The sequence below is a fragment of the Sphingomonas changbaiensis NBRC 104936 genome (assembly GCF_000974765.1).
In the GTDB taxonomy this organism is placed as follows: Bacteria; Pseudomonadota; Alphaproteobacteria; order Sphingomonadales; family Sphingomonadaceae; genus Sphingomonas_B; species Sphingomonas_B changbaiensis.
Genome location: NZ_BBWU01000016.1, coordinates 65,247 through 89,697 on the forward strand (window position 1 = coordinate 65,247; position 24,451 = coordinate 89,697).

Annotated in this window: 21 protein-coding genes; 10 read left to right on the forward strand and 11 right to left on the reverse strand. The window is 66.2% G+C overall.

Annotated elements, in window-relative coordinates; genetic code table 11:
- The first annotated feature begins 10 nt into the window (after nucleotides 1–10).
- The 4 genes from secB (at nucleotide 11) to SCH01S_RS03525 (ending at nucleotide 4,039) form a co-directional block, all read left to right on the forward strand.
- On the forward strand, nucleotides 11–517 hold the full coding sequence (gene secB, locus SCH01S_RS03510; protein WP_046347396.1) for a protein-export chaperone SecB: 507 nt from the start codon (nucleotides 11–13) through the stop codon (nucleotides 515–517).
- Between the two features lie 158 nt (nucleotides 518–675).
- Nucleotides 676–2,268, forward strand: coding sequence for a murein biosynthesis integral membrane protein MurJ (gene murJ, locus SCH01S_RS03515; RefSeq protein ID WP_046347397.1), 1,593 nt, complete (start codon nucleotides 676–678; stop codon nucleotides 2,266–2,268).
- Between the two features lies 1 nt (nucleotide 2,269).
- A complete protein-coding gene (gene trpS / locus SCH01S_RS03520; protein ID WP_046347398.1) occupies nucleotides 2,270–3,277 on the forward strand; it encodes a tryptophan--tRNA ligase in 1,008 nt (335 codons plus the stop codon).
- A gap of 93 nt (nucleotides 3,278–3,370) precedes the next feature.
- Entirely contained in the window at nucleotides 3,371–4,039 is a 669-nt protein-coding gene (locus SCH01S_RS03525) for a DUF4136 domain-containing protein (protein ID WP_046347399.1), read from the forward strand.
- A 130-nt stretch (nucleotides 4,040–4,169) separates the two neighbouring features.
- Here SCH01S_RS03525 and dnaA read toward each other — a convergent pair whose 3' ends face one another.
- From dnaA to SCH01S_RS03560, 7 genes are all read right to left on the reverse strand, one after another.
- Nucleotides 4,170–5,513, reverse strand: coding sequence for a chromosomal replication initiator protein DnaA (gene dnaA / locus SCH01S_RS03530; protein ID WP_084689375.1), 1,344 nt, complete (start codon nucleotides 5,511–5,513; stop codon nucleotides 4,170–4,172).
- Nucleotides 5,514–5,957: 444 nt separating this feature from the next.
- Nucleotides 5,958–6,221, reverse strand: coding sequence for a 30S ribosomal protein S20 (gene rpsT / locus SCH01S_RS03535; protein ID WP_046347401.1), 264 nt, complete (start codon nucleotides 6,219–6,221; stop codon nucleotides 5,958–5,960).
- 237 nt (nucleotides 6,222–6,458) lie between these two features.
- Nucleotides 6,459–7,598 carry an acyl-CoA dehydrogenase family protein gene (locus SCH01S_RS03540; protein WP_046347402.1) on the reverse strand — a complete coding sequence of 380 codons (1,140 nt, stop codon included), beginning with the start codon at nucleotides 7,596–7,598 and terminating at the stop codon, nucleotides 6,459–6,461.
- A gap of 132 nt (nucleotides 7,599–7,730) precedes the next feature.
- Complete coding sequence (locus SCH01S_RS03545) at nucleotides 7,731–8,924, reverse strand: acyl-CoA dehydrogenase family protein (RefSeq protein WP_046347403.1); 1,194 nt, start codon at nucleotides 8,922–8,924, stop codon at nucleotides 7,731–7,733.
- A gap of 78 nt (nucleotides 8,925–9,002) precedes the next feature.
- Entirely contained in the window at nucleotides 9,003–11,033 is a 2,031-nt protein-coding gene (locus SCH01S_RS03550; RefSeq protein ID WP_046347404.1) for a transglycosylase domain-containing protein, read from the reverse strand.
- Nucleotides 11,034–11,119: 86 nt separating this feature from the next.
- Nucleotides 11,120–11,542 carry a nucleoside-diphosphate kinase gene (gene ndk / locus SCH01S_RS03555; RefSeq protein WP_046347405.1) on the reverse strand — a complete coding sequence of 141 codons (423 nt, stop codon included), beginning with the start codon at nucleotides 11,540–11,542 and terminating at the stop codon, nucleotides 11,120–11,122.
- Nucleotides 11,543–11,745: 203 nt separating this feature from the next.
- Nucleotides 11,746–13,197: a leucyl aminopeptidase gene (locus SCH01S_RS03560; protein ID WP_046347406.1), complete on the reverse strand. Its 1,452-nt coding sequence runs from the start codon at nucleotides 13,195–13,197 to the stop codon at nucleotides 11,746–11,748.
- A 155-nt stretch (nucleotides 13,198–13,352) separates the two neighbouring features.
- On the opposite strand from SCH01S_RS03560, the gene SCH01S_RS03565 reads away from it, so the two are divergent.
- From SCH01S_RS03565 to rsmA, 4 genes are read left to right on the forward strand one after another with little or no spacing between them, the layout of a single operon-like run.
- Nucleotides 13,353–15,596, forward strand: a complete 2,244-nt coding sequence (locus tag SCH01S_RS03565) for an LPS-assembly protein LptD (RefSeq protein WP_046347407.1) — start codon at nucleotides 13,353–13,355, stop codon at nucleotides 15,594–15,596.
- Between the two features lie 57 nt (nucleotides 15,597–15,653).
- Nucleotides 15,654–17,012 carry a peptidylprolyl isomerase gene (locus SCH01S_RS03570; RefSeq protein ID WP_046347477.1) on the forward strand — a complete coding sequence of 453 codons (1,359 nt, stop codon included), beginning with the start codon at nucleotides 15,654–15,656 and terminating at the stop codon, nucleotides 17,010–17,012.
- Nucleotides 16,999–18,021 carry a 4-hydroxythreonine-4-phosphate dehydrogenase PdxA gene (gene pdxA, locus SCH01S_RS03575; protein ID WP_439645800.1) on the forward strand — a complete coding sequence of 341 codons (1,023 nt, stop codon included), beginning with the start codon at nucleotides 16,999–17,001 and terminating at the stop codon, nucleotides 18,019–18,021. Before SCH01S_RS03570 ends, pdxA begins: the two co-directional genes overlap by 14 nt.
- Nucleotides 18,018–18,845 (forward strand): 16S rRNA (adenine(1518)-N(6)/adenine(1519)-N(6))-dimethyltransferase RsmA, encoded by an 828-nt coding sequence (gene rsmA, locus SCH01S_RS03580; RefSeq protein WP_046347479.1) that lies wholly within the window; start codon nucleotides 18,018–18,020, stop codon nucleotides 18,843–18,845. Before pdxA ends, rsmA begins: the two co-directional genes overlap by 4 nt.
- 110 nt (nucleotides 18,846–18,955) lie before the next feature.
- On the opposite strand, the gene smpB is transcribed toward rsmA, so the two are convergent.
- The gene (gene smpB, locus SCH01S_RS03585; protein ID WP_046347408.1) at nucleotides 18,956–19,438 is read right to left on the reverse strand and encodes an SsrA-binding protein SmpB; all 483 of its coding nucleotides are present in this window, start codon (nucleotides 19,436–19,438) and stop codon (nucleotides 18,956–18,958) included.
- 115 nt (nucleotides 19,439–19,553) lie between these two features.
- Nucleotides 19,554–20,432, reverse strand: a complete 879-nt coding sequence (dapA, locus tag SCH01S_RS03590) for a 4-hydroxy-tetrahydrodipicolinate synthase (protein WP_046347409.1) — start codon at nucleotides 20,430–20,432, stop codon at nucleotides 19,554–19,556.
- Between the two features lie 112 nt (nucleotides 20,433–20,544).
- On the opposite strand from dapA, the gene SCH01S_RS03595 reads away from it, so the two are divergent.
- Nucleotides 20,545–22,521: a lytic transglycosylase domain-containing protein gene (locus tag SCH01S_RS03595; RefSeq protein ID WP_084689376.1), complete on the forward strand. Its 1,977-nt coding sequence runs from the start codon at nucleotides 20,545–20,547 to the stop codon at nucleotides 22,519–22,521.
- Nucleotides 22,522–22,598: 77 nt separating this feature from the next.
- A complete protein-coding gene (greB, locus tag SCH01S_RS03600) occupies nucleotides 22,599–23,084 on the forward strand; it encodes a transcription elongation factor GreB (RefSeq protein WP_046347410.1) in 486 nt (161 codons plus the stop codon).
- A gap of 6 nt (nucleotides 23,085–23,090) precedes the next feature.
- Here the strand turns inward: greB and SCH01S_RS03605 are convergent, their stop codons facing one another.
- Both SCH01S_RS03605 and SCH01S_RS03610 read right to left on the reverse strand, forming a co-directional pair.
- On the reverse strand, nucleotides 23,091–23,555 hold the full coding sequence (locus SCH01S_RS03605) for a DUF1203 domain-containing protein (protein ID WP_046347411.1): 465 nt from the start codon (nucleotides 23,553–23,555) through the stop codon (nucleotides 23,091–23,093).
- 84 nt (nucleotides 23,556–23,639) lie between these two features.
- Nucleotides 23,640–24,410 (reverse strand): polyphosphate kinase 2 family protein, encoded by a 771-nt coding sequence (locus SCH01S_RS03610; RefSeq protein ID WP_046347412.1) that lies wholly within the window; start codon nucleotides 24,408–24,410, stop codon nucleotides 23,640–23,642.
- Nucleotides 24,411–24,451 lie beyond the last annotated feature (41 nt).

The following is a 24,451-nucleotide window of genomic DNA, read 5'->3' on the forward strand; positions in this document are numbered from 1 at the left end:
CTTCAGGAAAATGGCTGAGGAAACCGGCGCGCAGGGCGAAGACACGCTCCCGAACGGCGCGGATAACATGCCGCAGGTCGCGATCATCTCCCAATATGTGAAGGATCTGTCGTTCGAGAATCCGAACGCGCCGGCCGTTTATCAATGGCAGGTGCAGCCGCAGATCGACGTGCAGTTCAACATCGGCATGAACAAGGCGGCCGACGAGGTCTACGAAGTCGTGCTGAAGATCGATGTGCGCGCGCAGGGCGATCAGGGCGTCGCGTTCGCGGTGGAGCTGTCCTACGCAGGGCTGTTCGGCATCCGCAACGTGCCGGAAGAGCAGATCCAGCCGTTCTGCTACGCCGAGGCGCCGCGGCTCGTCTTTCCGTTCGCACGGCGGGTGCTGGCCGACGCGGTGCGCGACGGTGGTTTCCCGCCGCTGCTGCTTGAGCCGATCGATTTCGCGGGGCTCTACATGCAGCAGGCCCAGCAGGCGGCCGGACTGCAGCAGGGCGAAGCGGCGGGCCAGGCCTGAGCTGGTCCGGGCGAATTGACCCATTCAGCGGTTTGGGCTGAGCTTGTCGAAGCCCTCTCTTTCTTTATCTGCAGCGCCGCAGGAAGAAGGGAGGCCTTCGACAGGCTCAGGCCAAACCGGTTGTGGGATGACAGCCCGGAAATTCTCGGGGCGCTCTGATGTCCCTCGCCAAATCCCTGAGCTCCGTCGGCGGGCTGACGCTGGTCAGCCGGGTGCTGGCGCTGGTGCGCGACACGCTGCAGGCGAGCTATGTCGGCGCGGGCTTTGCGTCGGACGCCTTCTTCGTCGCGTTCCGGCTGCCGAACATGTTCCGCGCGCTGTTTGCCGAAGGGGCGTTTTCGGCCGCCTTCATCCCGATGTTCAACCGGAAGGTCGGCGAAAGTGGTGAGCTGCACGCCGGGCTGCGCTTCGCCGAGCGAGCCTTGGCCGTGCTGTTCCCGGTGCTGGCCCTGTTTACGGTGCTGATGCTGATCGCGGCGTGGCCGGTGACCTGGGGGCTTTCGGGCGGGTTCAAGAACCCGACCGAGGAGCAATTCGCGTTCGCCGTGACGCTGTCGCGGATCACGATTCCCTATCTGATGCTGATCTCGCTCGCGTCGCTGCTCGGCGGGATCCTGAACTCGCTCGACCGCTTCTGGGTGAATGCGGCGGCGCCGATCCTGCTGAACATCGCGATGATCGCGGCTTTGTGGTTCTTCCACGGCCACAACGCCTATGAAACGGCGCGCGCGCAAGCAATCTCGGTGACCGTCGGCGGCGTCATGCAGCTCGGCTGGCTGATGTGGGCCTGTGCGCAGGCGGGCGTGAGCCTGAAGCTGAAGATGCCGCGGCTCGACGACGATGTTCGCCAGCTGATGAAGCTGATCCTTCCTGCCGCCGCCGGTGCGGGTGCGGTGCAGATCAACCTCGCGATCTCGACGGCGCTGGCGGGCGGGCTGCTCGATCCCGGTTCGATCTCGTACATCTACTATGCCGACCGGCTGAACCAGCTGCCGCTGGGGCTGATCGGCATCGGGCTGGGCACGATCCTGTTGCCGACCGTCTCGCGCCTGCTGTCGACCGGCAAGGATGCGGAGGCGATGGATACGCAGAACCGCGGCATCGAGCTGGCGCTGTTCCTTACCCTCCCCGCGACGGTCGCATTCATCTTTGCATCGGAGCCGATCGTGCGCGGGCTGTTCGAGCATGGCGCGTTCACGGCCGAGGACACGATCAAGTGCGGCTGGGCGCTGTCGGCGTTTTCGATCGGCCTGCCTTCCTATGTGCTGGTGAAGGTGCTGACCCCGGGCTTCTACGCGCGGGCGGACACGAAGACGCCGGTCAAGTTCGCCACGATTTCGGTGGGGGTGAACCTGGTCGGCAACCTGGTGCTGATCCCAAGCCTCGGCTCGATCGGCTATGGTCATATCGGGCCGCCGCTCGCGACCGCACTGGCCTCGTGCCTGAACACCTTCATGCTCTATCGCGAGTTGCGGCGACGCGGGCATTTCCATGCCGACTCGCGGCTGAAGCGGCGGATCCCGCGACTGGTGGTCGCGGCGTTGATTATGGGCGCAGCCCTGTGGGTGCTGGCGCCGATCGTCTGGCCGTATCTGACCGGTCACATCGTGCGACGGGCAATCGCGCTGGCCGTGCTGACCGGCGGCGGCGCGGCCGTCTATGGCGCTGCCTGCTTCCTTACCGGCGCGTTCCGGGTTAGCGACCTGCGCGCGCTCCTCACCCGGCGCGCGGCCACAGCCAAGAAAGTCTGACATGCGCATCGTTTCCGGCATCCAGCCGACCGGCAATCTCCATCTAGGCAACTATCTGGGCGCGATCCGCAACTGGGTGCGGATGCAGGACGAGAATGCGGCGGCGGGTGGCGACACTTTGTTCTTCCTCGCCGACCTCCACGCGATCACCGTCCACAACAAGCCCGAGGAGCTGGCGGCGAACACGCGCGAGATGGCGGCAGCCCTGATCGCGTCGGGGATCGATCCGCAGAAGTCGGTGCTGTTCAACCAGGCACGCGTCCCGGCCCATGCGGAGCTCGCCTGGCTGCTGAACGGCACCGCGCGCATCGGCTGGATGAACCGCATGACGCAGTTCAAGGAAAAATCCGGCAAGAACCGCGAAGGCGCGAGCGTCGGCCTGTTCGTCTATCCGGTGCTGATGGCGGCGGACGTGCTGATCTACCGCACCACGCATGTGCCGGTCGGCGAGGACCAGAAGCAGCATCTGGAGCTTGCGCGCGATATCGCGACGAAGTTCAACACGGACTTCGAGACCGACCTGTTCGTGTTGCCCGACCCGATCATCCCGCCGGCGGCGGCACGAATCATGAGCTTGCGCGACGGCACGGCGAAGATGTCCAAGTCCGACCCGTCGGATATGAGCCGCATCAATCTGTCCGACGATGACGATACGATCGCGCAGAAGATCAAGAAGGCGAAGACCGATCCCGAGCCGCTGCCCGCCACCCCCGCCGGGCTCGAGGGCCGTCCGGAAGCGCGCAACCTGGTGTCGATCTACGCGGTCTTGAGCGACCAGAGTGTCGAGCAGGTGCTGGAGACGTTCGAAGGCCAGGGCTTCGGCGCGTTCAAGCCGGCGCTCGCCGACCTTCTGGTCGAGACGCTGCGGCCGATTCGTCAGCGCTTTCTGGAGCTGAAGCACGACCAGGTCGGGCTCGATCGGGTGCTGGAGCAAGGCGCCGACAGGGCGCGAACGCTTGCCGAGCCGGTGCTCGACGGCGCCTATAAGGCCCTGGGCCTTCAGCGCTGAGCCGTTCCGGAGCCGCGTTCAACTGCGGTTCAGTGACAGCGGAGATAAACAGGCCTAGGGTCATTCCGCTCGTGTTCCGAGAAGGTTATCCGCATGTCGGCATTCAAGAAATTTCTCGCGGCCGCAGCGCCGCTGTCGCTGATCGCGCTCGGCGCGTGCGCGCAAGGCTTCAACGCCCGCGTCTCGCGCTTCCAGGCGCTGCCGCCGCCGAGCCAGGGCGAGACGTTCGTCGTCCAGCCGCGCAACCCGGCGCTGAAAGGCGGGATCGAGTTCCAGACCTACGCCCAGATGGTCGCCCGACAGCTCGAGCAGGTCGGGTACCGCCAGGCCGCCGACCCGGGCAGCGCCAATCTGGTGGTGTCGATCGACTATGATGTCGACCGGGGCCATGAGCGGATCGAGACGATCCCCGGCTGGGGCGGCTATGGCGGCTGGGGCTGGGGCGGACCGGGCTTTTATCGTCCCGGATTCGGCTTCGGCCGGCTGGGCTTTCGCTACGGCTGGTACGACCCCTGGCTGTGGGGCGACGGCTTTGGCGGCAACGACATCCGCAGCTACACCGTCTACCAGAGCGAGCTCCATATGGAGATCGACCGCACCGCCGACGGCAAGAGCCTGTTCGAAGGCACGGCCAAGGCGCTCTCGCGCAGCGACGACCTGCCCTATCTGGTGCCGAACCTGATCGAGGCGATGTTCACGGGGTTCCCGGGGAATTCGGGCGAAACGGTCAGGATCACGGTGCCGCCGCCGGGGAAGCGGTAAGTTTCCCTCTCCCGACGGGAGAGGGAGAGAGCAGCGAAGCGGCGGAAGGGTGAGGGCGACGAGCGCCGGTCACCCTCACCCCGCTCGGGCTATGCCCGAGTCGACCCTCTCCCGACGGGAGAGGGTTTCATCAAGCCTCCAGCTGGCGGATCAGCGTGCGCACGTCGGCGTCGAGGTCGGCGTCTTCGCCGCGCAGGCGTTCGATCTGCTTGACCGCGTGGATCACCGTCGTGTGGTCGCGGCCGCCGAAGCGACGACCGATTTCCGGCAGCGAGCGCGGCGTCAGGCGCTTGGCCAGGTACATCGCGATCTGGCGCGGGCGGGCGACGGCGCGGGCGCGGCGGGCGGAGACCATCTCTGCCTGGCGCATGCCATAGTGCGCCGAAACCGCACGCTGGATTTCGTCGATGGTGATCCGCCGCGTGGACGCGTTCAGCATCTCGCCCAGGACTTCCTGCGCGAACGCAAGGTCGATCGCGCGATCGTTGAGCAGCGCATAGGCAGTCAAGCGGTTCAGCGCGCCTTCGAGTTCCCGAACGCTGGTCTGGATGCGGGCCGCCAACAGCTCGGCGACGGCTTCGGGCATCTGGACGTCCGCCATGCCCGCGAGCTTCGCTTTCACGATCTTCAGGCGCAGCGCGAACGTCGCGGGCTTGATGTCCACGACCAGGCCGCTGGCGAGGCGCGAGAGGATGCGCGTTTCGACGCCGTCGAGCGCCTGCGGCGCACGATCGGCGCTGATCACGACCTTTTTGCCGCTGCCGGTCAGCTCGTTCAGCGTGTGGAGGAATTCCTCCTGAGTCGACCCCTTGCCCGCGATGAACTGGACGTCGTCGATCATCAGCAGATCGGCCGAGCGCAGCCGCTGCTTGAACGCCAGCGTGTCCTTGTCGCGCATCGCCGAGACAAACTCGACCATAAAGCGCTCGGCGGACATGAACAGGATCGCAGCACCCGGCACACGCGCACGGTAGGCGGCACCGATCGCGTTCATCAGGTGGGTCTTGCCCTGGCCGGTCGCCGAATGGATGAACAAAGGCGAGAAGCGCAGTTCGCCCGCTGCCAACGCTTTTGCAGCATTGCAGGCGACACGGTTTTCGTCATCGACGACAAACCGATCGAAGGTCTGGCGCGCGTCGAAGCCGGGCGCGGGCGGGGTTGCGGGCGCAGTCTCGCTTTCGTCGGCGGTATAGATGCGGGTGACGATCTCGCTGGGCGCGACCTCGATCCGCACTTCGCGAATCATTGGCATCGCCGCGCGCCAGGCCAGCAACAGCCGGTCGGCGTAATGCGCGCGCACCCAATTCGCGTGAAATTCCGTCGGCAGCGTCAGGCGGATCACATCGCCCTTGTCGCTCATGCCGGCCAACATGATCGGCTTCAGCCAATGGTCGAACAGGCGTGCGCCGCAGTCGCGCTTCAGCCCTTCGCGAATTCCTGCCCAGGCAACGGAGACATGCTCCCCCCTATCCATCAGCCTCTCACGTACTAACATTGGACCCACAATGCCCCTCCCCTCGCCTTCCGAGCCCCCCGGCCGCCGGCGTTCGTTGGACGCAAGTTCCCCCACGGCCGAATCAATAGGAATCGGCCCCTGGAACTCTCTCGCGACGTGATCCCGACACAGCGATTCGTGTGCCGGGAAGGCAGTTGTAGGGCCCGTTTCGCGAGTCGATCAAGCGAAGGAATTCGCTGAAATGAAATAATCTAGGTTGACTCGGGAATCCGCCATTTCCGACGAGAACTCGGACTAAGTATTTGATATAAAAAGCGGTATACGATTTCGTTCGCCCGTGAGCGGAACGAATCATGTAAACTTCGTGACTTGTCCGAAACGATAGCGAAACAAATGAAAATGGCCCGCCAGCGGAGCCGCCGGCGAGCCATTCGAAAAGACGCGAGAAGCCGTCCGAAGGCGTCAGGCGAGCGCCGAAACCCGCTTCGTCAACCGGGCGAACTTGCGCGACGCGGTGTTCTTGTGAAGCACGCCTTTGGCGACGCCGCGCGCCAGCTCCGGCTGAGCCGCCGCGATCGCCGCCGTCGCCGCCGCCTTGTCGCCCGATTCGATCGCCGCTTCGACCTTCTTTACGAAGGTACGGATGCGGCCGATGCGCGCGTGGTTGATGTCGGCGCGACGGGCATTGCGACGGATGCGCTTCTTGGCTTGCGGCGTATTCGCCATCGAGTGTCCTCGGAACTGTTCAGTTGAAATGAAAAGGGCGCAGCGAAACCGCCGCGTCCTGCGTCGGGCGCACATAGCGATGTGAGGGTGTGGGGTCAACTGCTCCCGTCCCTCTCCCTCCAGGGGAGAGGGACAGCGCGCATAAGCGCGCAGGGAGAGGGAATGAAGGTGAAACTCGGCCCCTCTCCCGGTGGCGCTGCGCGCCACCTGCCCTCTCCCCTGAAGGGAGAGGGCTGATCAGTCCCCCACGCTCAACCGCTCGAACCGGGACAGGTGGTGATCCACACTCCCGAATTGGCCTTCGATCATCGTCGCGCGTTTGAAATAATGGCCGATCGCCAATTCGTCGGTGATGCCGATCCCGCCGTGGATCTGGACGGCGCTCTGGCCGGTGAACTTGAGGCCCTTGCCGACCTTCGCCTTGGCCTGGCTGACCGCCGCCATGCGCTCGGTATCCGGCAGCTCGAGCTTCAGCGTCGCCATCAGCGTCATCGAGGCGGATTGCTCGGCCTCCATGAACATGTCGACCATGCGGTGCTGAAGCACCTGGAAATCGGCAATCGCGCGGCCGAATTGCTTGCGCTGCTTCGCATAGTCCATCGTGCCTGCGTGCAGGCGGCGCATCACGCCGGTGCCTTCGGCGCAGACTGCCGCAGTCGCTTCATCGACGATCTTCTCGATCAGCGGCAGCGCGCCGCCTTCCGGGCCGAGCAGCGCCTCGTCGGGAACGCTGCAATTCTCGAAATAGATTTCAGATGCGCGGAAGCCGTCGACGGTCGGATAGTCGCGACGGACGATGCCCGGACGGTTCGCCTCGACCAGGAACAGCGACACGCCGTCCGCATCGCGCTGCCCGCCGCCGGTGCGTGCGGTGACGAGCAGGTGCGTCGCCCAGGGCGCGGCGTAGACGACCGCCTTGTGCCCGTTCAGCACCCAACCGGGACCATCCTTCTTCGCCGTGGTGCGGAGATTGTGGAGCTCGTAGCGGCTCTGCGGCTCGGCATAGGCGAAGGCGATGATCGCGTCGCCGCCGATGATCTGCGGGATCAGCGCATCGGCCTGAGCGCCGCCGGCGGCCCTCAGCGCGCCACCGCCGATCACGACTGTCTGCAGATAGGGCTCGATCGCGATCGCTTCGCCCAATTGCTCCATGACGATCATGTTCTCGACCGCCCCGCCGCCGAGGCCACCCTGCTCTTCCGAGAAGGGTGCGCCGAGGATGCCGAGCTCGGTCGCGAGCGCGCGCCAGATGCCGGGATCGCGCCCCGCGTCCGATGCAATCATCTTGCGACGGGTTTCGAAATCATAGGTGTCGGCCAGGAAGCGCGCGAGCGTGTCGCGCAGCATTTCCTGCGTTTCGTTGTAGCTGAAGTTCATTGTTATCCGATCCTCCCCACCCGGTTTGGCCTGAGCTTGTCGAAGGCCTCCCTTTCTTCCGCTCGAAGCTGAAAGAAGGGAAGGCTTCGACAGGCTCAGCCCGAACCGAGCTTTGATGCCTTGCGCCGCAGATTAGAGGCCCAGCACCATCTTCGCGATGATGTTGCGCTGGATCTCGTTCGAGCCGCCATAGATGCTGGTCTTGCGGCCGTTGAAATAGGTCGGCGCTGCACGATGCGCGTAGTCCGGGCCGATCGGATGCTCGTTATCCCCCTCGCCGAAGCCGCGGAAATAAGGCGCGCCGTAATGGCCGACCGCTTCCAGCGCGAGTTCGGTGATGCGCTGCTGGATCTCGGTGCCCTTGATCTTCAAGAGCGACGATTCCGGCCCTGGCCCGCGGCCCGACGCTTCGGAGGCGAGCGTGCGCAGCTCGGTATATTCGAGCGCGGTCAGGTCGATCTCCAGTTCGGCGATCTTGCGCTTGAAGAAGGGGTTGGCGATCAGCGGCTTGTCGCCGTCCATCTCGCTGCGTGCGATATTCTTGATCCGCTCGACGCCCCGCTTCGAACGGGCCACGCCGGCGATGCCGGTGCGCTCGTGCGCGAGCAGGAATTTGGCGCAGGTCCAGCCCTTATTCTCTTCGTAGATGCGCTGGTCGACGGGCACGCGCACGTCCTCCAGCCAGACTTCGTTCACCTCATGCTCGCCGCCTAACGTGATGATCGGGCGGACGGTGACGCCCGGCGACTTCATGTCGATCAGGAGGAAGCTTATGCCTTCCTGCGGCTTGGACTCCGGATCGGTGCGGACGAGGAAGAAACCCCAGTCCGCATGCTGGGCAAGCGTGGTCCAGGTCTTCTGGCCATTGACGATATAATGGTCGCCGTCGCGGACCGCGCGGGTGCGCAAGCTCGCGAGGTCGGAGCCGGCGCCCGGTTCCGAATAGCCCTGGCACCACCAGTCCTCGCCCGACAGGATGCGTGGCAGGAAGCGCGCTTTCTGCTCGGGCGTGCCGAAGGTGTAGATGACGGGCCCGACCATGTTGATGCCGAACGGCAGGATCGGCAGCGTGTCGGCGCGGGCAAGCTCTTCCGACCAGATAAAGCGCTGCGTTGTCGTCCAGCCGGGGCCGCCATATTCCTTCGGCCAAGCGGGTGCGATCCAGCCCTGCTTCGCGAGCGCGCGATGCCAGCTGAGGAAATCCTCCTTGGCCAGCTCCTCGCCCTCGTCCTGCTTGCCGCGCAGAGCCTTAGGATAATTCTCGGCAATGAAACGCCGCGCTTCCTCGCGGAAGGCCAGATCCTCGGGGCTGAACTCCAGGTCCATGTCACCTCTCCTTTGAGGAGACGTGTTAGGCGCAGCTTACGTTAACGGCAAGCGAGCCGGCGCTGCCGCTACGGCATGCTAGAGGCGTGGCGGCTCGTCGTCGGGGTCCGGTTGGTCGGGCGGCAGCATGCGCGATTCGGGCGGCGGTGGCAGGGCTTCGTTCGGATGGGCGGACAGCGTCACGCCGTCCCCATCCGCCGACACGCCGAATTGGACCGGGCCGACGGCCACGCTGCCGTCGATGCCGTTCTCGTCGACCTGAATCACCGGTTCCGGATCCTCGTCGACAGGCTCGGGCGCCTGGATCGCGGCGCCGGGGACCGCGTGGCTCATGAAGTCGCGCCAGACGCGGGCCGGCATGCCGCCGCCGGCGAGGCCCGGCATCGGCTGGTTGTCGTCACGGCCGACCCAGACGCCCACAACCAGATCGCCGGCAAAGCCGATGAAGAGCGCATCGCGCGCATCCTGGGTGGTGCCGGTCTTGCCGAACGCATCGACAGCCAGCTGCGCATTGCGGCCAGTACCGCGCTCGACCGTGGCGGAGAGCAGGTCGAGCAGCATGTCGCGCTCGCGGCCGCTCAGGCGCTTCGGCCGGTTCCAGAGCGTCGCGATCCAGCCCTGTTGTTCCTTGGGCAGGCCATAGGCGCGGACAGGCAGGTTGTTCCCCGCGACCGCGGCATAAGCGGAGGTCAGCTCGAGCAGCGTCACGCCCGACGTGCCGAGCGCGAGGCTGGGCGTGTCCGCGAGCGGGCTGGTGATGCCCAGGTCGCGCGCCGCCTGGATCACCGCCTTGCGCCCGACCTGGTCGGCAAGGCGCACGGCGGCGACGTTGCTGGACCGCGCGAACGCACGGCGCAGCGGAATCTCGCCCAGATACCGGCCGTCGCTGTTGGTCGGCGACCAGCCGTCGATCGTGACCGGCTTGTCCAGCACCGTCGAATCCGGGGTCATGCCGGCGCGGATCGCGGCGAGATAGACGAACAGTTTGAAGGTGGAGCCGGGCTGGCGCCGCGCCTGGGTGACCCGATTGAACGGGCTGTCGCCATAATCGCGGCCGCCGACCATGGCGACGACGCGCCCGTCCGGCCGCATCGCGACCAGCGCCATCTGCGCGCCGCGGATCGCACCGCGCCGGACCGCAGCCTCGGCGAGTTTCTGCAGGCGATTGTCGAGCGTGGTCTGAATATCCTGCCGCTCATAAACGGCGCCCGCCTGATCGCGCGCGGCGGGCATCACCCAGTCGGCGAAATAGGTGCCGGTCGGCATCTCGGCTTCGTGCCGGACCTTGAGGCGGACCGGCGGCTGGCTGTGCGCCTGCTTCTGCGTGATGAAGCCGGCATCGGCCATCGCCTGCAACACCACCCTGCCCCGCGCCCGCGCGCCCGACAGATTGTGGGTCGGTGCGAGCCGCGACGGCGCCTTGACGAGGCCGGCGAGCAGCGCCGCCTGGCCGATCGTCAGATCCTCCGGCTCGCGACTGAAATAGTGACGGGCGGCGGCACGGATGCCGTAGACGTTGTCGCCGAAATAGACGTTCGACAGATAGCGTTCGAGGATTTCCTGTTTCGTCAGCCAAGCCTCGAGCCAGAAGGCGATCAGCGCCTCCCGCCCCTTGCGGCCGAAGCTGCGGTCATTCGACAGGAACACGCCCTTGGCGAGCTGCTGCGTGATCGTGCTGCCGCCTTCGCGCACGCCGCCGGCGAGCAGGTTATGCCAGGCGGCGCGAGCGATCCCGATCGGGTCGACGCCCCAATGACTGTAATAGCGCCGGTCCTCGATCGCGATGAAGGCGTTCGGCACGTGCTTCGGCAGTTCGGAGAGCTTGACCGGCTGTGCGACGAGCGCCCCCTTGCGCGCGATCGGCGTGCCGTCGTCGGCGACAAGCGTGATGCTGGGCGGCGCGATCGGCTGGAGCGAGCGCGACAGCGGCGCCGTGATCGCGAGCCAGCCGAGCAGCAGCATGAAGAAGGCAACGATCCCGGCAGCGACGTAGCGCTTCTTGATCCAGCGCCGGCGGGGGGGCGGCTCGCCTTCTGGCGGCAGCGGATCGAGCGGGGCAAACGGCTCCAGCTCGTCCGACTGCTCAATCAAATCGTCATCGTAGCGCATGCGCCGGTCCGCCAAACGGAAACCCTAGCTGTCCTATGTCGCTACTACAGTGAATAGGGGCTGACGAACAGCCCCTTTCCCACTGATCAGCCGACGATTTCTTCCGGTTTGAAGAAATAGGCGATCTCGATCGCCGCGTTCTCGTCGGAGTCGGAGCCGTGCACCGAATTGGCTTCGATCGATTCGGCGAGCTCCTTGCGGATCGTGCCCGGCTCGGCGTTGGCGGGGTTGGTCGCGCCCATGATGTCGCGGTTGCGCTGCACGGCGTTCTCGCCTTCCAGTACCTGCACGACGACCGGGCCGGAGATCATGAATGACACGAGGTCATTGAAGAACGGGCGCTCCTTGTGAACCGCGTAGAAGCCTTCGGCCTGTTCCTTGGTCATGCGGATACGCTTGGACGCGACGACGCGCAGGCCGGCGTCTTCCAGCATTTTAGTGACGGCGCCGGTCAGGTTGCGGCGGGTCGCATCGGGCTTGATGATCGAAAAGGTGCGGTTCGCGGCCATGGCCGTGTGCTCCGTGTTCTGAACTGTTGGAGAGTGGGCGCCCGTTAGCGGGGACGTGCCGCAGACGCAACTCCCCCCCTGAAAGGGAGGGGTTGGGGGTGGGTGGCGAGCGATAGCGAGCGCCAAACCCGGCGTACGGAGTTTCGCTCGGCCTGCGGCCGATACCCACCCCTTGCCCCTCCCTTGCAGGGGAGGGGATCGGGTCACTTCTCGTAATTATCCGCGATGAAGCGGTCGAGCAGGCGGACGCCGTAGCCGGTGGCGCCTTTTTCCCAGGTGGCGCCGGGCTTGGCCGACCAGACCATGCCGGCGATGTCGAGATGGGCCCAGCGCACGCCTTCTTCGATGAAGCGCTGCAGGAACTGGGCGGCCGTGATAGAACCGGCCTCGCGCGGACCGATATTCTTCATGTCGGCGATCTGGCTGTCGAGCAGCTTGTTGTAGGCGTCGCCCAACGGCATCCGCCAGAGCTTGTCGCCGACTTCGCGTCCGGCCGCCAGAAGCTGGTCGGCGAGGCTGTCGTCGTTCGCGAACATGCCGCCATGCTCGTGGCCGAGGCTGATCACCATCGCACCGGTCAGGGTCGCCAGGTCGACGATCGTCTTCGGCTTGTAATTACGTTGCACCCAGGTGAGCGCGTCGGACAGAACGAGGCGGCCTTCCGCATCGGTATTCAGCACTTCGACCGTCTGGCCGGACATCGTGGTGACAATGTCGCCGGGACGCTGGGCGTTGCCGTCGGGCATGTTCTCGACCAGCCCGCAGACGCCCACGACGTGCGCTTTGGCCTTGCGGCCCGCGAGCGCCTTCATTGCACCGGCGACAGCGCCGGCGCCGCCCATGTCCCACTTCATGTCTTCCATGCCGGGCCCGGGCTTCAGCGAAATGCCGCCGGTGTCGAAGGTCACGCCCTTGCCGACGAACGCCACCGGCTCCTTCTGCGCGCCGCCGGTGCCGTCCCACCGCATCACGAGCAATTGGCCCTCGCGCGCCGAGCCCTGGCTGACGCCGAGCAGCGCCCCCATGCCGAGCGCGCGCATCCGCTCTTCGCCCAGCACGGTGATCTCGACACCCATATCGGCGAGGTGACGGCAGCGTTCGACGAAGCTCTCGGGATAGAGAATGTTGGGCGGCAGCGAGACGAGCTCGCGCGTCAACGCCACACCTTCGACCACGGCATGGTTCTGTTCCCAGCCGCTGCCATCCGCGCCGACGATGACGAAATCCTTCAGCGTCGGCTGCTGCTTCGGCGGCAGCTTGGTCCGGTACGTATCGATCCGCCACGCACGCAGCGCCGCCGCGGTCGCGAGCCGAGTCGCCGCTTCGGGCGATGCATTCGCCGTGCTCAAGTCGACGACCAAGGTCTCGGTGCCGGACGTGAGCAGCCGGGCGACCAGAGCGCTGCCCGCCTTTTCATAATCCGCAGGCTCGCCCTTGCCCGTGCCGACGATCAGCAGCCGGCGCGTCGCACCTTCGTCCTGCACGAACAGCTCGACGATCGCGCCCGCCTCGCCGTCGAAGCGGGCGGCACGCATCGCGTCACGGGCCAGGCCGGCCGCGGCAGACGGCAGCCCGGCGGCCTCGCCATTCTGCGGCGCGACCAGCGCCAGATCATAGGAGCCCTGGGGACGAGCGTCGGCGAAACGAACCTGCATCGAGACTTCCTATTCCATACGATTGCCGACACGCCTGTAAGCTTGTCGGCAGCGCCCGCAACCCCCGGAACGATTTGCAGCGGAAGGGCTTGAGTGCGATAGGCGCCGCACAAGCAAGCCAGACGGCGCGACATTCAGGGTGGTTCGGGGTAGGCGTGAACGCGAAGCGGTTGATCTGGCTGGCGACTGTCGCCTCGTGCTGGTCTGCAGCGGCCCACGCGCAGGATTTGCAAAACCGTGCGGTCGCGCCGCCGCCGCCCGAGGCCAACCCCGCGCCGGCGCCCGCGAATGAACAGGTCGTCGATTTTTCCGCCGACTCGCTCGAATATCTGAACGACAGCGACACCGTGATCGCGAGCGGCGACGTGCGGATGTTTCGCGAGGGCAACCGGCTGCGCGCCGACAAAGTGACGTGGAATCGCCAGACCGGCGAAGTCCGCGCCGAAGGTGATGTCGCCGTCACCAATCCGCAGGGGGACGTGGCGTATGGCGATTCGGTCCAGCTGACGGACACGCTACGCGACGGCGTCGTCGACAATTTGCTGGTGGTGCTGGAAAGCGGCGGCCGCCTGGCGGCCACGCGCGGCACCCGGCAAGGCAATATCTACACGCTCGACAACGCCGCCTACACCGCCTGCTCGGTCGTCGATTCGAACGGCTGCCCGAAGCAGCCGAGCTGGAAGATCACCGCCGTCCGCGTCGTCTACGACACTCAGCGGCAGCGTGTGTTCTACAAGGGCGCGCGGCTGCATTTGTTCGGCCTCTCATTGCTGCCCTTGCCGCTGCTGTCGAATCCGACGGGCAACCAGGGCGGCAACGGCGTATTGGTGCCGGACATCAAGTTCAGCCGGGTCAACGGGCTCGAGCTGGCCGTGCCCTATTATTTCAAGCTCGCGCCGAACCGCGATCTGACAATCACGCCGCACATCTACAGCAGCGTACTGCCGGCCATCGAAGCGCAGTATCGCGCGCTGACCGGCAACGGCGCCTACCAGGTCAGCGGGATCGTGACCGAAAGCCGCCGGCTGCCCGCAGAGCTGGATCCGGGGGCATCCGCATCCAGCCGCGACATTCGCGGCTATCTGGACGCCAGCGGGCGTTTCCAGCTCGATCCCAAATGGGACATCAGCGGATCGCTGCGCGTCACGATCGACCGCACGTTCCTGCGCCGCTACGACATTTCTCGCGACGACCGGCTGCGCTCGACGATCCGGGCGGAGCGGATCGACAGCGACAGTTATTTCTCGCTGACCGGCTGGGCGACGCAGACGCTGCGCATCAACGACCCGCAGGGCCAGCAGCCGATTGCCCTGCCCGAGCTCGACTATCGCCGGCGGTTCGACGACCCGCTGCTCGGCGGGCGCATCGAGCTGCAGTTCAACACGCTCGCGATCGGCCGCACCGAGGGGCAGGACACGCAGCGGGCGTTCGCCAGCTTCAAATGGGACCTGCGGCGGCTGACGCCCTGGGGCCAGGAAGTGACCTTCACCGCGTTCGGCCGCGGCGATGTCTATCATAGCGACCAGAATGCGCTATCGCCGACGGTCTTCTATCGCGGCAATCCGGGTTGGGAGAGCCGGGCAATCGGTGCGCTGGCGGTCGATGTGCGCTGGCCGCTGATCGGCGCGGTCGGCAGCGACGGCACCCAGCGGATCACGCCGCGCGTGCAGCTGGTCGCGACGCCGCCGATCCGCAACCTGGAAATCCCGAACGAAGACTCGCGCGCGATCGAGCTGGAAGACAGCAACCTGTTCGCGCTCAATCGCTTCCCGGGCTACGACCGGTTCGAAGACGGCGTGCGGATCACCTATGGCGTCGATTATGCGCTGACGCTGCCGGGCGTCAGCATCGACGCCAATGTCGGCCAGAGCTATCGCCTGTCGGATCGTCCGGCACTGTTCCCGGACGGCGTCGGGCTGACCGATAAATTGTCCGACATTGTCGGGCGCACGACGGTGCGCTTTCACGATTTCGTGTCGCTGACCCATCGCTATCGGCTGGACAAGGACAATCTCGCGGTCCGCCGCAACGAAATCGACGCGACGATCGGCTCGCGCCAGACCTATCTGCTGGTGGGATATCTGCGGCTCAATCGCGACATCGATACGTCGATCGAGGACTTGCGGGACCGCGAGGAATTACGCCTGGGCGGCCGCGTGCAGATCGGCCGCTTCTGGTCCGCGTTCGGCTCCACGATCATCGACCTGACCGATCGCAACGAGGATCCGTTTTCGACCGCGGACGGATACCAGCCCGTCCGGCACCGGCTGGGCATCGCCTATAATGACGATTGTCTTGAGCTTGGCCTGACCTGGCGGCGGGACTATCAGGACACCGGCGACGCGCGGCGCGGCAATACTTTCCTGCTCAGGCTTTCATTCAAGAACCTGGGCCGCTAAGCCCCCGTTCAGCCGCTCGAGCCCAGAAAGCCGCTTATCCCTTTCATGAAGATCGGAATGGTCTCCAACGTGACGATTTCCAAACTACGCCCCGCCAAGTGGGCGCTGTTGCCGCTGGTCGCGATTGCCTGCGCCGCGGTCGCGCAGACGGACCAGGGCAACGATGCAGGCCCGTCGAACGGGCTGAACATCCCCGCGGACGTGATCGTGTTCGGCAAGAACGACCCGGCGCTGCGCAAGCCGACTGCGATCGTCAACGGCTCCATCATCACCCGCACCGACGTCGAACAGCGGCTCGCGCTGATCGTTGCTGCCAGCGGCGGAAAAATTCCGGACGCGGAGCTGGAGCGGCTACGGACGCAGGTGCTGCGGAACCTGATCGACGAGACGCTCGAAATCCAGGAAGCCGCGGGCAACAAGATCGAGATCACGCCGCAGCAGATCAACGAAAGCTACGACCGCGTCGCGCGCAACTTCAAGCGTACGCCGGATCAGATGGCCGCCTATCTGAAGCAGATCGGATCGTCGCCCGCTTCCCTGAAGCGGCAGATCGAGGGCGAACTCGCCTGGAACCGTCTGCTCCAGCGGCGCGTGCAGCCGTTCGTCAACGTCAGCCAGGAAGAAGTGCAAGGCATCATCAACCGCCTGGAAGCGGCCAAGGGCGCGACCGAGGTTCGGGTCGGCGAGATCTTCCTCTCGGCGACCCCTGAAACCGCCGACGCGACGATCGCCAACGCGCGCAAGATCATGGAAGCGGTCAAGCAGGGCGGATCGTTCGTCGCCTATGCCCGCCAATATTCGCAGGCATCGACCGCGGCAGTGGGCGGCGACCTCGGCTGGGTGCGGCCAGAGCAGCTTCCCGATGCGCTCGCCAACGAAGCGCGCACGATGAATGTCGGCACCATGGCAGGGCCGATCCAGGTTCCGGGCGGGTTCTCGATCCTTTACATGATCGACAAGCGCCAGGTGCTGACGGCCGATCCGCGCGATGCGGTCCTGGCGCTGCGGCAGCTGTCCATTTCCTTCCCGCCCGGCACCACCCCGCAGCAGGCGACCGACAAGGCGCGCCAATTTGCCGAAGCCACGCGGACGATCGCGGGCTGCGGATCCGCGCAGAAAGTGGCCAATGATCTGGGCGCCGAGATGGTCGACAACGATCAGGTCAAGGTCCGCGACCTTCCCGTCCAGCTGCAGGAAATGATGCTGGGCCTGCAAGTCGGCCAGGCCAGCCCGCCGTTCGGGTCGCCCGCAGAAGGCGTGCGCGTGCTGGTCGTGTGCGGCCGCGACGATCCGCAGGCCGCACAGGGTCCGAACGCGGATACGATCATGGCCCAGCTCGAAGAACAGCGGGTCAACATGCGTGCACAGCGTTACCTTCGCGACCTGCGCCGGGACGCGGTGGTTGACTATCGCTGACCCCTGGACGGACGCGCCGCTCGCGCTTGCGCTCGGCGATCCGGCGGGCATCGGCCCAGAGATCGCCGTCAAGGCGTGGCTCGCGCGCCAGACGAAAGGCCTACCTCCGTTCTTCGCGGTCGGCGACATTCGCTCGGTCGAGGCGGTATGGTCCGGGCCGGTGGAACGGATCACGACGCCGGCCGAGGCGCTCGACATGTTCGACCGCGCGCTGCCGCTGCTGTCGGTCGAGGATGGCGGCGAGATCGTGCCGGGCGAACCGAATCTCGAAGGCGCACGCTGCTCGCTCGATTCGCTGGAGGTCGCGACCGGCCTGACCCGCTCGGGCGCGGCGGCGGCGCTGGTGACCGGCCCGGTCTCCAAGGCGCAGCTGTATGCGATCGGCTTCAGCCACCCGGGTCAGACCGAGTTCGTCGCGGAACGGTGCGGAATTGCGCCCGAGAACGTCGTGATGATGCTGGCCGGGCCCGACCTGCGCGTCGTGCCGGTCACGACCCATATGCCGCTGAGACAAGTGTTCGACAGCCTTTCGGTCGAGGTGATCGCCGCCAAGGCGCGAACGACCGCGCGCGGGCTGCAGCGCAATTTCGGCATCGCCAACCCGCGCCTCGCCTTTGCCGGAATCAACCCGCATGCGGGCGAGAACGGCGCGCTCGGCACCGAAGAGATCGAGTTCATCACGCCGGCGATCGAACTGCTGCGCGAGGAGGGCATCGACGCGGTCGGCCCGTTCGCCGCCGACACGATGTTCCACACGCGCGCCCGCGCCGGCTACGATGCGGCGATCTGCCTCTACCACGACCAGGCGCTGATCCCACTGAAGACGCTCCATTTCGATGATGGGGTGAATGTGACCTTGGGCCTGCCCATCGTGCGGACCTCGCCCGATCACGGCACGGCTTTTGCGATCGCAGGCCAAGGCCAGGCGCATCCCGGGGCGACGATCGCCGCGATCCGGCTCGCCGCCGATGCCGTGGTGCGGCGCAAGGCGGAGTGCTGCGCGGCTTGAGCGCCCTTCCCCCCTTACGGGAAGTGATCGCACGGCACGGGCTCAGCGCCAGCAAGGCGCTGGGACAGAATTTCCTGTTCGACGAGCAGTTACTGGACCGGATCGCGCGCATTCCGGGATCACTTGCAGGCGAGCGGGTGCTGGAGGTCGGGCCGGGACCAGGCGGCCTGACCCGGGCGCTGCTCCGCGCCGGGGCCGAGGTGGTCGCGGTGGAACGCGATGCACGCTGCCTCCCTGCCCTCGCCGAACTGGCCGAATGGGCGCCGGACCGGCTGCGCGTGATCGCGGGCGACGCGCTGAAGCTCGATGCCGAGCGGGAGCTGGGCGGATCGGGGCACATCGTCGCCAACCTGCCCTACAATGTCGGGACGGCCCTGTTGGTCGGCTGGCTGACGAGCCAGGCATGGCCGCCCTGGTGGACATCGCTGACGCTGATGTTCCAGAAGGAGGTCGCCGAACGGATCGTCGCCGCACCGGATACCGACGCTTATGGTCGGCTGGCGGTGCTGGCCCAATGGCGGTCCAGCGCGCGGATTGCGATGAACGTCCACCGTTCCGCCTTCACGCCGCCGCCCAAGGTGATGAGCGCGGTGGTGCACATCGTGCCGGCGGAAGCCCCCGCCGGCGTGCGGGTCGCGACGCTGGAGCGCCTGACCGCCGCCGCTTTCGGCCAGCGCCGCAAGATGCTCCGGCAAAGCCTGAAGGGAATAGCAGGTGCAGCCGGGGCGATGGAGCGGCTGGAGATCGATCCGACACGGCGGGCGGAGACGGTGAGCGTGACGGAGTGGGTCCGGCTGGCGTGGTCTCTCGATACGCCACTCTGAAACTTGGTTTGGCCTGAGCTTGTCGAAGGCCTCCCTTCTTCTTCAGCGCCGGACCCAAAAGAAAGGGAGGGCTTCGACAAGCTCAGCCCAAACCAAGAGCGGGGACTTGCTTAGCCGTGCTGCCGCAGCAGTCGCGACTGCTCGCGCTTCCAATCCCGTTCCTTGATCGTCTCGCGCTTGTCGTGCGCCTTCTTGCCGCGGGCGAGCGCCAGCTCGACTTTCGCGCGGCCCTTGCCGTTGAAATAGATCGACAGCGGCACCAGCGTCATCCCCTCGCGGGCAACGGCGCCGTGCATCTTGGCGATCTGCCGTTCCTTCAGCAGCAGCTTGCGCGGACGCTTGGGCTCGTGATTGAAGCGGTTGCCGTGGCTGAACTCGGGCACGTTCGAGTTCACCAGCCAGACCTGATCGTCCTTCACTTCCGCATAGCTCTCCGCGATCGAGCCTTCGCCGAAGCGCAGCGACTTTACCTCGGTGCCGGTCAGCACGATGCCGGCCTCGAACACCTCGTCGATGAAGTAATCGAACCGCGCGCGCCGGTTCTCGGCGACGACCTTCTTCTTGTCGAACTCGGTTGGGCGGGGACGGGCCATGCTTTGCTCTGAACTCTCAATCCGGTTTGGGCTGAGCCTGTCGAAGCCCTCCCTTTTCCTACGGCATATCAGATAGAAGAAGGGAGGCCTTCGACAAGCTCAGGCCGAACCGAGTTTAGGAAACGAGCCCCGCATGCTTGAGCGCCGCATCCACTGCGCGGCGGCTCGCCTCGCTCGACGGCGTCATCGGCAGGCGCAACTCGGCGGACCATTCGGGCTTCAGCCTGTTGAGCGCGTATTTGGTGGGCCCGGGCGAAGCGTCGCTGAACAGGGCCGCGTGCAGCGGATAGAGCCGGTCCTGCAGCTCCATCGCCCTCACCCAGTCACCGGCAAGGCACGCGTTCTGGAAGTCTGCGCAGAGCCGCGGCGCCACATTCGCGGTGACGGAAATGCACCCGACCCCGCCCATCGCCATGAAGCCCAGCGCCATGTCGTCATTGCCTGACAGCTGGACGAAATCCGTGCCGCAGGCGAGCCGCTGCGCCGTCACCCGAGCGACATTGCCGGTCGCATCCTTCACCCCGACAATCGACGGGATTTCAGCCAGTCGCGCCATTGTGTCGACGGTCATATCGGTGACCGTCCGGCCCGGTACGTTGTAGAGGATGATCGGCAAGTCACAGGCATCGGCAAGGGCCGCGAAATGAGCATACATGCCGTCCTGGTTCGGCCGGTTGTAATACGGCATCACGACCAGAGCCGCCGCCGCGCCCGCCGCTTTCGAATGCGCCATATGGCGCTTTGCAGTCGCGGTATCGTTGGAGCCGCAACCCGCGATCACCGGCACCCGATCGTCTGCCGCCTCGATGCAGAGATCGATCGCGCGATAGTGCTCGTCGAAGCTCAACGTCGCCGATTCGCCGGTCGTGCCGCACGGCACGAGCCCGTGGCTGCCCTCGCGAACCTGCCAATCGACGAATGCCTTGTATCCGGCCTCATCGATCGATCCGTCGCGAAAAAGGGTCACCAGAGCCGGAAACGAGCCGGAAAACATAGATTTGCTCCTTCACGCGACTCGCCGCGTCAGGCATTGTCAAAAACCAGGTACGGGGAGCGTCATGGTCAATTCACCGCCCAATAAGGATCAGGCATCTAACCTGTCCAGCATGGTGAAACGACTGCTGCTCCCAACCGCCCTGCTGCTCGGCACCGCCAGCGTGGTCATCGCGGACCCGACCGCGCCGCTGACGATGCAGCCGGCCTCGCCCCAGGCGCCCTACAATGCAGGCGATCCGGTGGTCGCCGCGATCCCGCAGTGGAGCACGCTGCGGCAGTCGGACAATCTGCCGTTCGACAGCTATGCCAGCTTCCTGATCGCGCATCCCGGCTGGCCGGGCGAAGCGGCCATGCGTCGCAGCGCCGAGCGCGCGCTTGCGCCGGATTCGATCTCGCCGACCCGCGTAATCGCGTTCTTCGACAAATTCCCGCCGCTGACCAACACCGGCCAGGCGCGCTATGCCGAAGCGCTTGCCTCCGCCGGACGGCCGCGCGAGGCGCTGGAGGCGGCGCGCAAGGCGTGGACGTCGGGCTCGCTGACCCCGACCGACGAAGCGCTTATCCTCGGCCGCTTCGGCTCGCAATTCACGCCCGCCGACCAGGACGAGCGGATGGATCGGCTGCTATGGGCCGGCAAGACCAGTGCCGCGCAGCGCCAGATCGACCTGACCTCGCTGGCCAGGCGCCCGCTGTTCCAGGCGCGGCTCGCGCTTCGCACCAATGCGCCGGACGCGCAGGTGCAGGCGGACGCACTTCCTGCCGCATCCCAGAACGACGCCGGCTTTATCGCCGACAAAGCGATGTGGCTTCGCGCCGCCTCGCCCGACGCTGCGCGCGCCTGGCTCGCGCGCCCGCGCCAGCTGACCGGTCGCCCGGCCGAGGTCGAGCGCTGGTTCGAGCTGTTGCTGTCGACTGCAAAGACTGCAGCGGATGCCGGCGATGCGCGCGGCGCCTATCAGATCGCGCAATTGCTCGACCAGACCTACGCGCCGGGCACGGTTATCCGCGACCGGCCGCTGGGCGAGCGCGACGACTATACCAGCGTCGCCTGGCTCGCCGGCTGGACCGCCCTGAACGGCGGCCGCGCCGCCGACGCCGTCGGCATGTTCGAGCGCTACGCCGGGGCCGCACGCTCGCCCCAGACCCAGGCGAAGGGCCATTATTGGGCCGCGCGCGCTGCGCAGGCCGCCGGCAAGGGCGACGAGGCGAACCGCTTCTACGAACAGGCAGCCGTTCATCCCGATCAATTCTATGGCCAGCTCGCGCTCGAGCGGCTGGGCCGGCCGATCCCCGCGCCGGGGACCCTCGGGGCAACCACGCCGAGCTCGACCGAACGCGTCGCCTTCAACCAGCGCGAGATCGTGCGGGCCGCGCGTATCCTGGGCCAGCAAGGCGACTGGCAGAACCAGAGCCAGTTCATCCGCGCGATCGCGGCGAGCGTCGAGACCGACTCGGATCATGCACTCGCGAACGAGCTGGCGCAGGGTATCGGCCGCCCCGACCTGGCGGTGATGGTGGGGCGGAGCGCGCGACTGAACGGCGCCAGCGACTATGTCCGCGCCGGATATCCGCAGGTCCGCGTGCCGCAGGGCCAGGAGGCCTGGTCGACGATCATCCACGCGATCGCGCGGCAGGAGAGCCAGTTCGACCGCGAAGCGGTCAGTCGCGCAGGCGCGCGCGGGCTGATGCAGCTGATGCCCGGCACCGCGCGCGAGGCAGCGGCGAAGATCGGGCTCGATTACGACGCCAGCGCGCTGACCACCGATATCGGCTATAACATCCAGCTGGGCTCCAGCTATTTCCAGCGGCTGCTCGCCTATAACGGCGGCAGCTATCCGCTGGCGATCGCGGCCTACAATGCGGGCCAGGGCAATGTGAACAAGTGGATCGCCGCCAATGGCGACCCGCGCTATCCCGGCGCCGACATGGTCAAGTGGATCGAGCAAATCCCCTTCGCTGAAACGCGCGGCTATGTGCAGCACGTGCTGGAGAATGCGGTGGTGTACGACACGCTGCATCCGGAAAAGGCGACAATGCGCGGGCCCGCGCTGCTGAGCGCGTATCTGGGGAAATCGTCGCGCGGATAAATATCCGTTGGTGTCGAGCGAAGTCGGGGGACACCCACTTCTCGACTTCGCTCGAAGCGAACGGATATGAGGGTTGTGTGCCCGACCCTCGTCCCAACTACATCACCCCTCGCGGCTTCGCAGCACTCCGCGCCGAGTATGATCGACTGTTCGCCGATGAACGCCCGAAGCTGGTCGAAACGATCAGCTGGGCCGCGGGCAATGGCGACCGGTCCGAAAACGGCGACTACATCTACGGCCGGAAGCGGCTGCGCGAGATCGATCGCACGCTCGGTCGCCTCTCGGCCAAGATGAAGGCGGCAAAGGTCGTCGACCCCGCCCAGCAGGCCGACCGCAGCCGCGTCTATTTCGGCGCGACCGTCACCATCGCCGATGAGGACGACACTCAGCGCACGCTGACGATCGTCGGGAACGACGAGGCCGATGCCGGCAAGGGGCTGGTCGGCTGGGACTCCCCGATCGCGCGGGCACTGCGGGGCGCCGGGATAGGCGATCTGCGACGGATCACCCTGCCCAGCGGGGAGCGGGAGTATGAAGTGATCGCGATCACCTATCCAGGCTGAGCAGCGTCAGGCCCGATCGACACGCGCGGCGAAGCAGCCCGGACGCGCATAATGGACGTGCAGATAATCGGTATCCGGCGTGGCGAAGAAGCGCTCGATCGCCTCAGCCGCGGCCTCGCCCTCCACCACATCGGCATCGACCAGCATGTGCGCGCTATCGAAAGCGCGGATCGACAGCAGCCGGGACCGAAGCAGGGCCGGCACGTCATCGACCCGATCGAAGCGACGGCGCTCCCCCTCGCGCACATAGATGGCGTGGGACGAACGAAACGGCGTCGGCGCGGGTTGATGCTCATAATTGAGCAGCAGCACCCTCTCACCCGCCGCCACATCCTCCAGCGACACGCGGCAAGGAAAGCCGGTCCCGTCGGACACGCGCCGCACGACGCCACGCTCCGCGAGCCGTTCGTCGCTTAAGCTTGCCAGATCGAGAAAGGGTTCGGGATCGAGACCCGTAATGCGAAATGTCATCGCCGCCTCCAGTATTTGGACGACGGAGGCCTAGCCGGTTGCGCTGGGGCGGAAATCCCGTCCTTTGCTGTCAAAGCGGCGGGATCAGCTGAGAGCATCCTTCACCAATGCCTCCAGCGCGGGATCCATGGGCGGCGGGTCCATCGGGACCTTCGCTTCGAGCTGGTCGGCGATCGCGGTGAGCGCGGCGATGCGGGCGGCTTTCTTGTCGTTGCCGTCGATCACGGTCCAGGGCGCCCAGCGCGTGTCGGTCGTGCGGAACATTTCGTCCATGGCCCAGAGGTAAGCGGGGCGTTTGGCACGGTTGCGATAGTCGTCGGCGCCGGTCTTCCAGCGCTTCCACGGGTCCTCGAAGCGCTTCTTCAGGCGCTTGTCCTGGGTTTCTTGCGTGATGTGAACGAAAAGCTTGACGATCGTCGTGCCGATATCGCGCTGCTGCGCCTCGAACTCGTTGATCTCGTCATAGGCGCGCTTCCATTCGGCCTCGGTGGCGAAGCCCTCGACGCGCTCGACCAGCACGCGGCCGTACCAGCTGCGGTCGAACACGGCGATGTTGCCGGAGCGCGGCAGCTTTTCCCAGAACCGCCAGAGGAAGTGCCGGTCCTTTTCCTCGGCCGTGGGCGCGGCGATGGGCCACACCTCGAAATAGCGCGGGTCCCATTTGGCGGTCAGGCGCTGGATAATGCCGCCCTTCCCCGCCGCGTCCCAGCCCTCGAACACGATCAGCGCGCGGCGCTTGTGCACGATGTGCGCGACCTGGATGCGCGCGAGCCGGTCCTGCAGCGCAGCGAGGTCGGCATCATAGTCGCCGGGGTAATCGGCGCCGCGTTCGAAATCGGAGAGGATGATTGCCATAACCCGGTTCGGCCTGAGCTTGTCGAAGGCCTCCCTTCTTC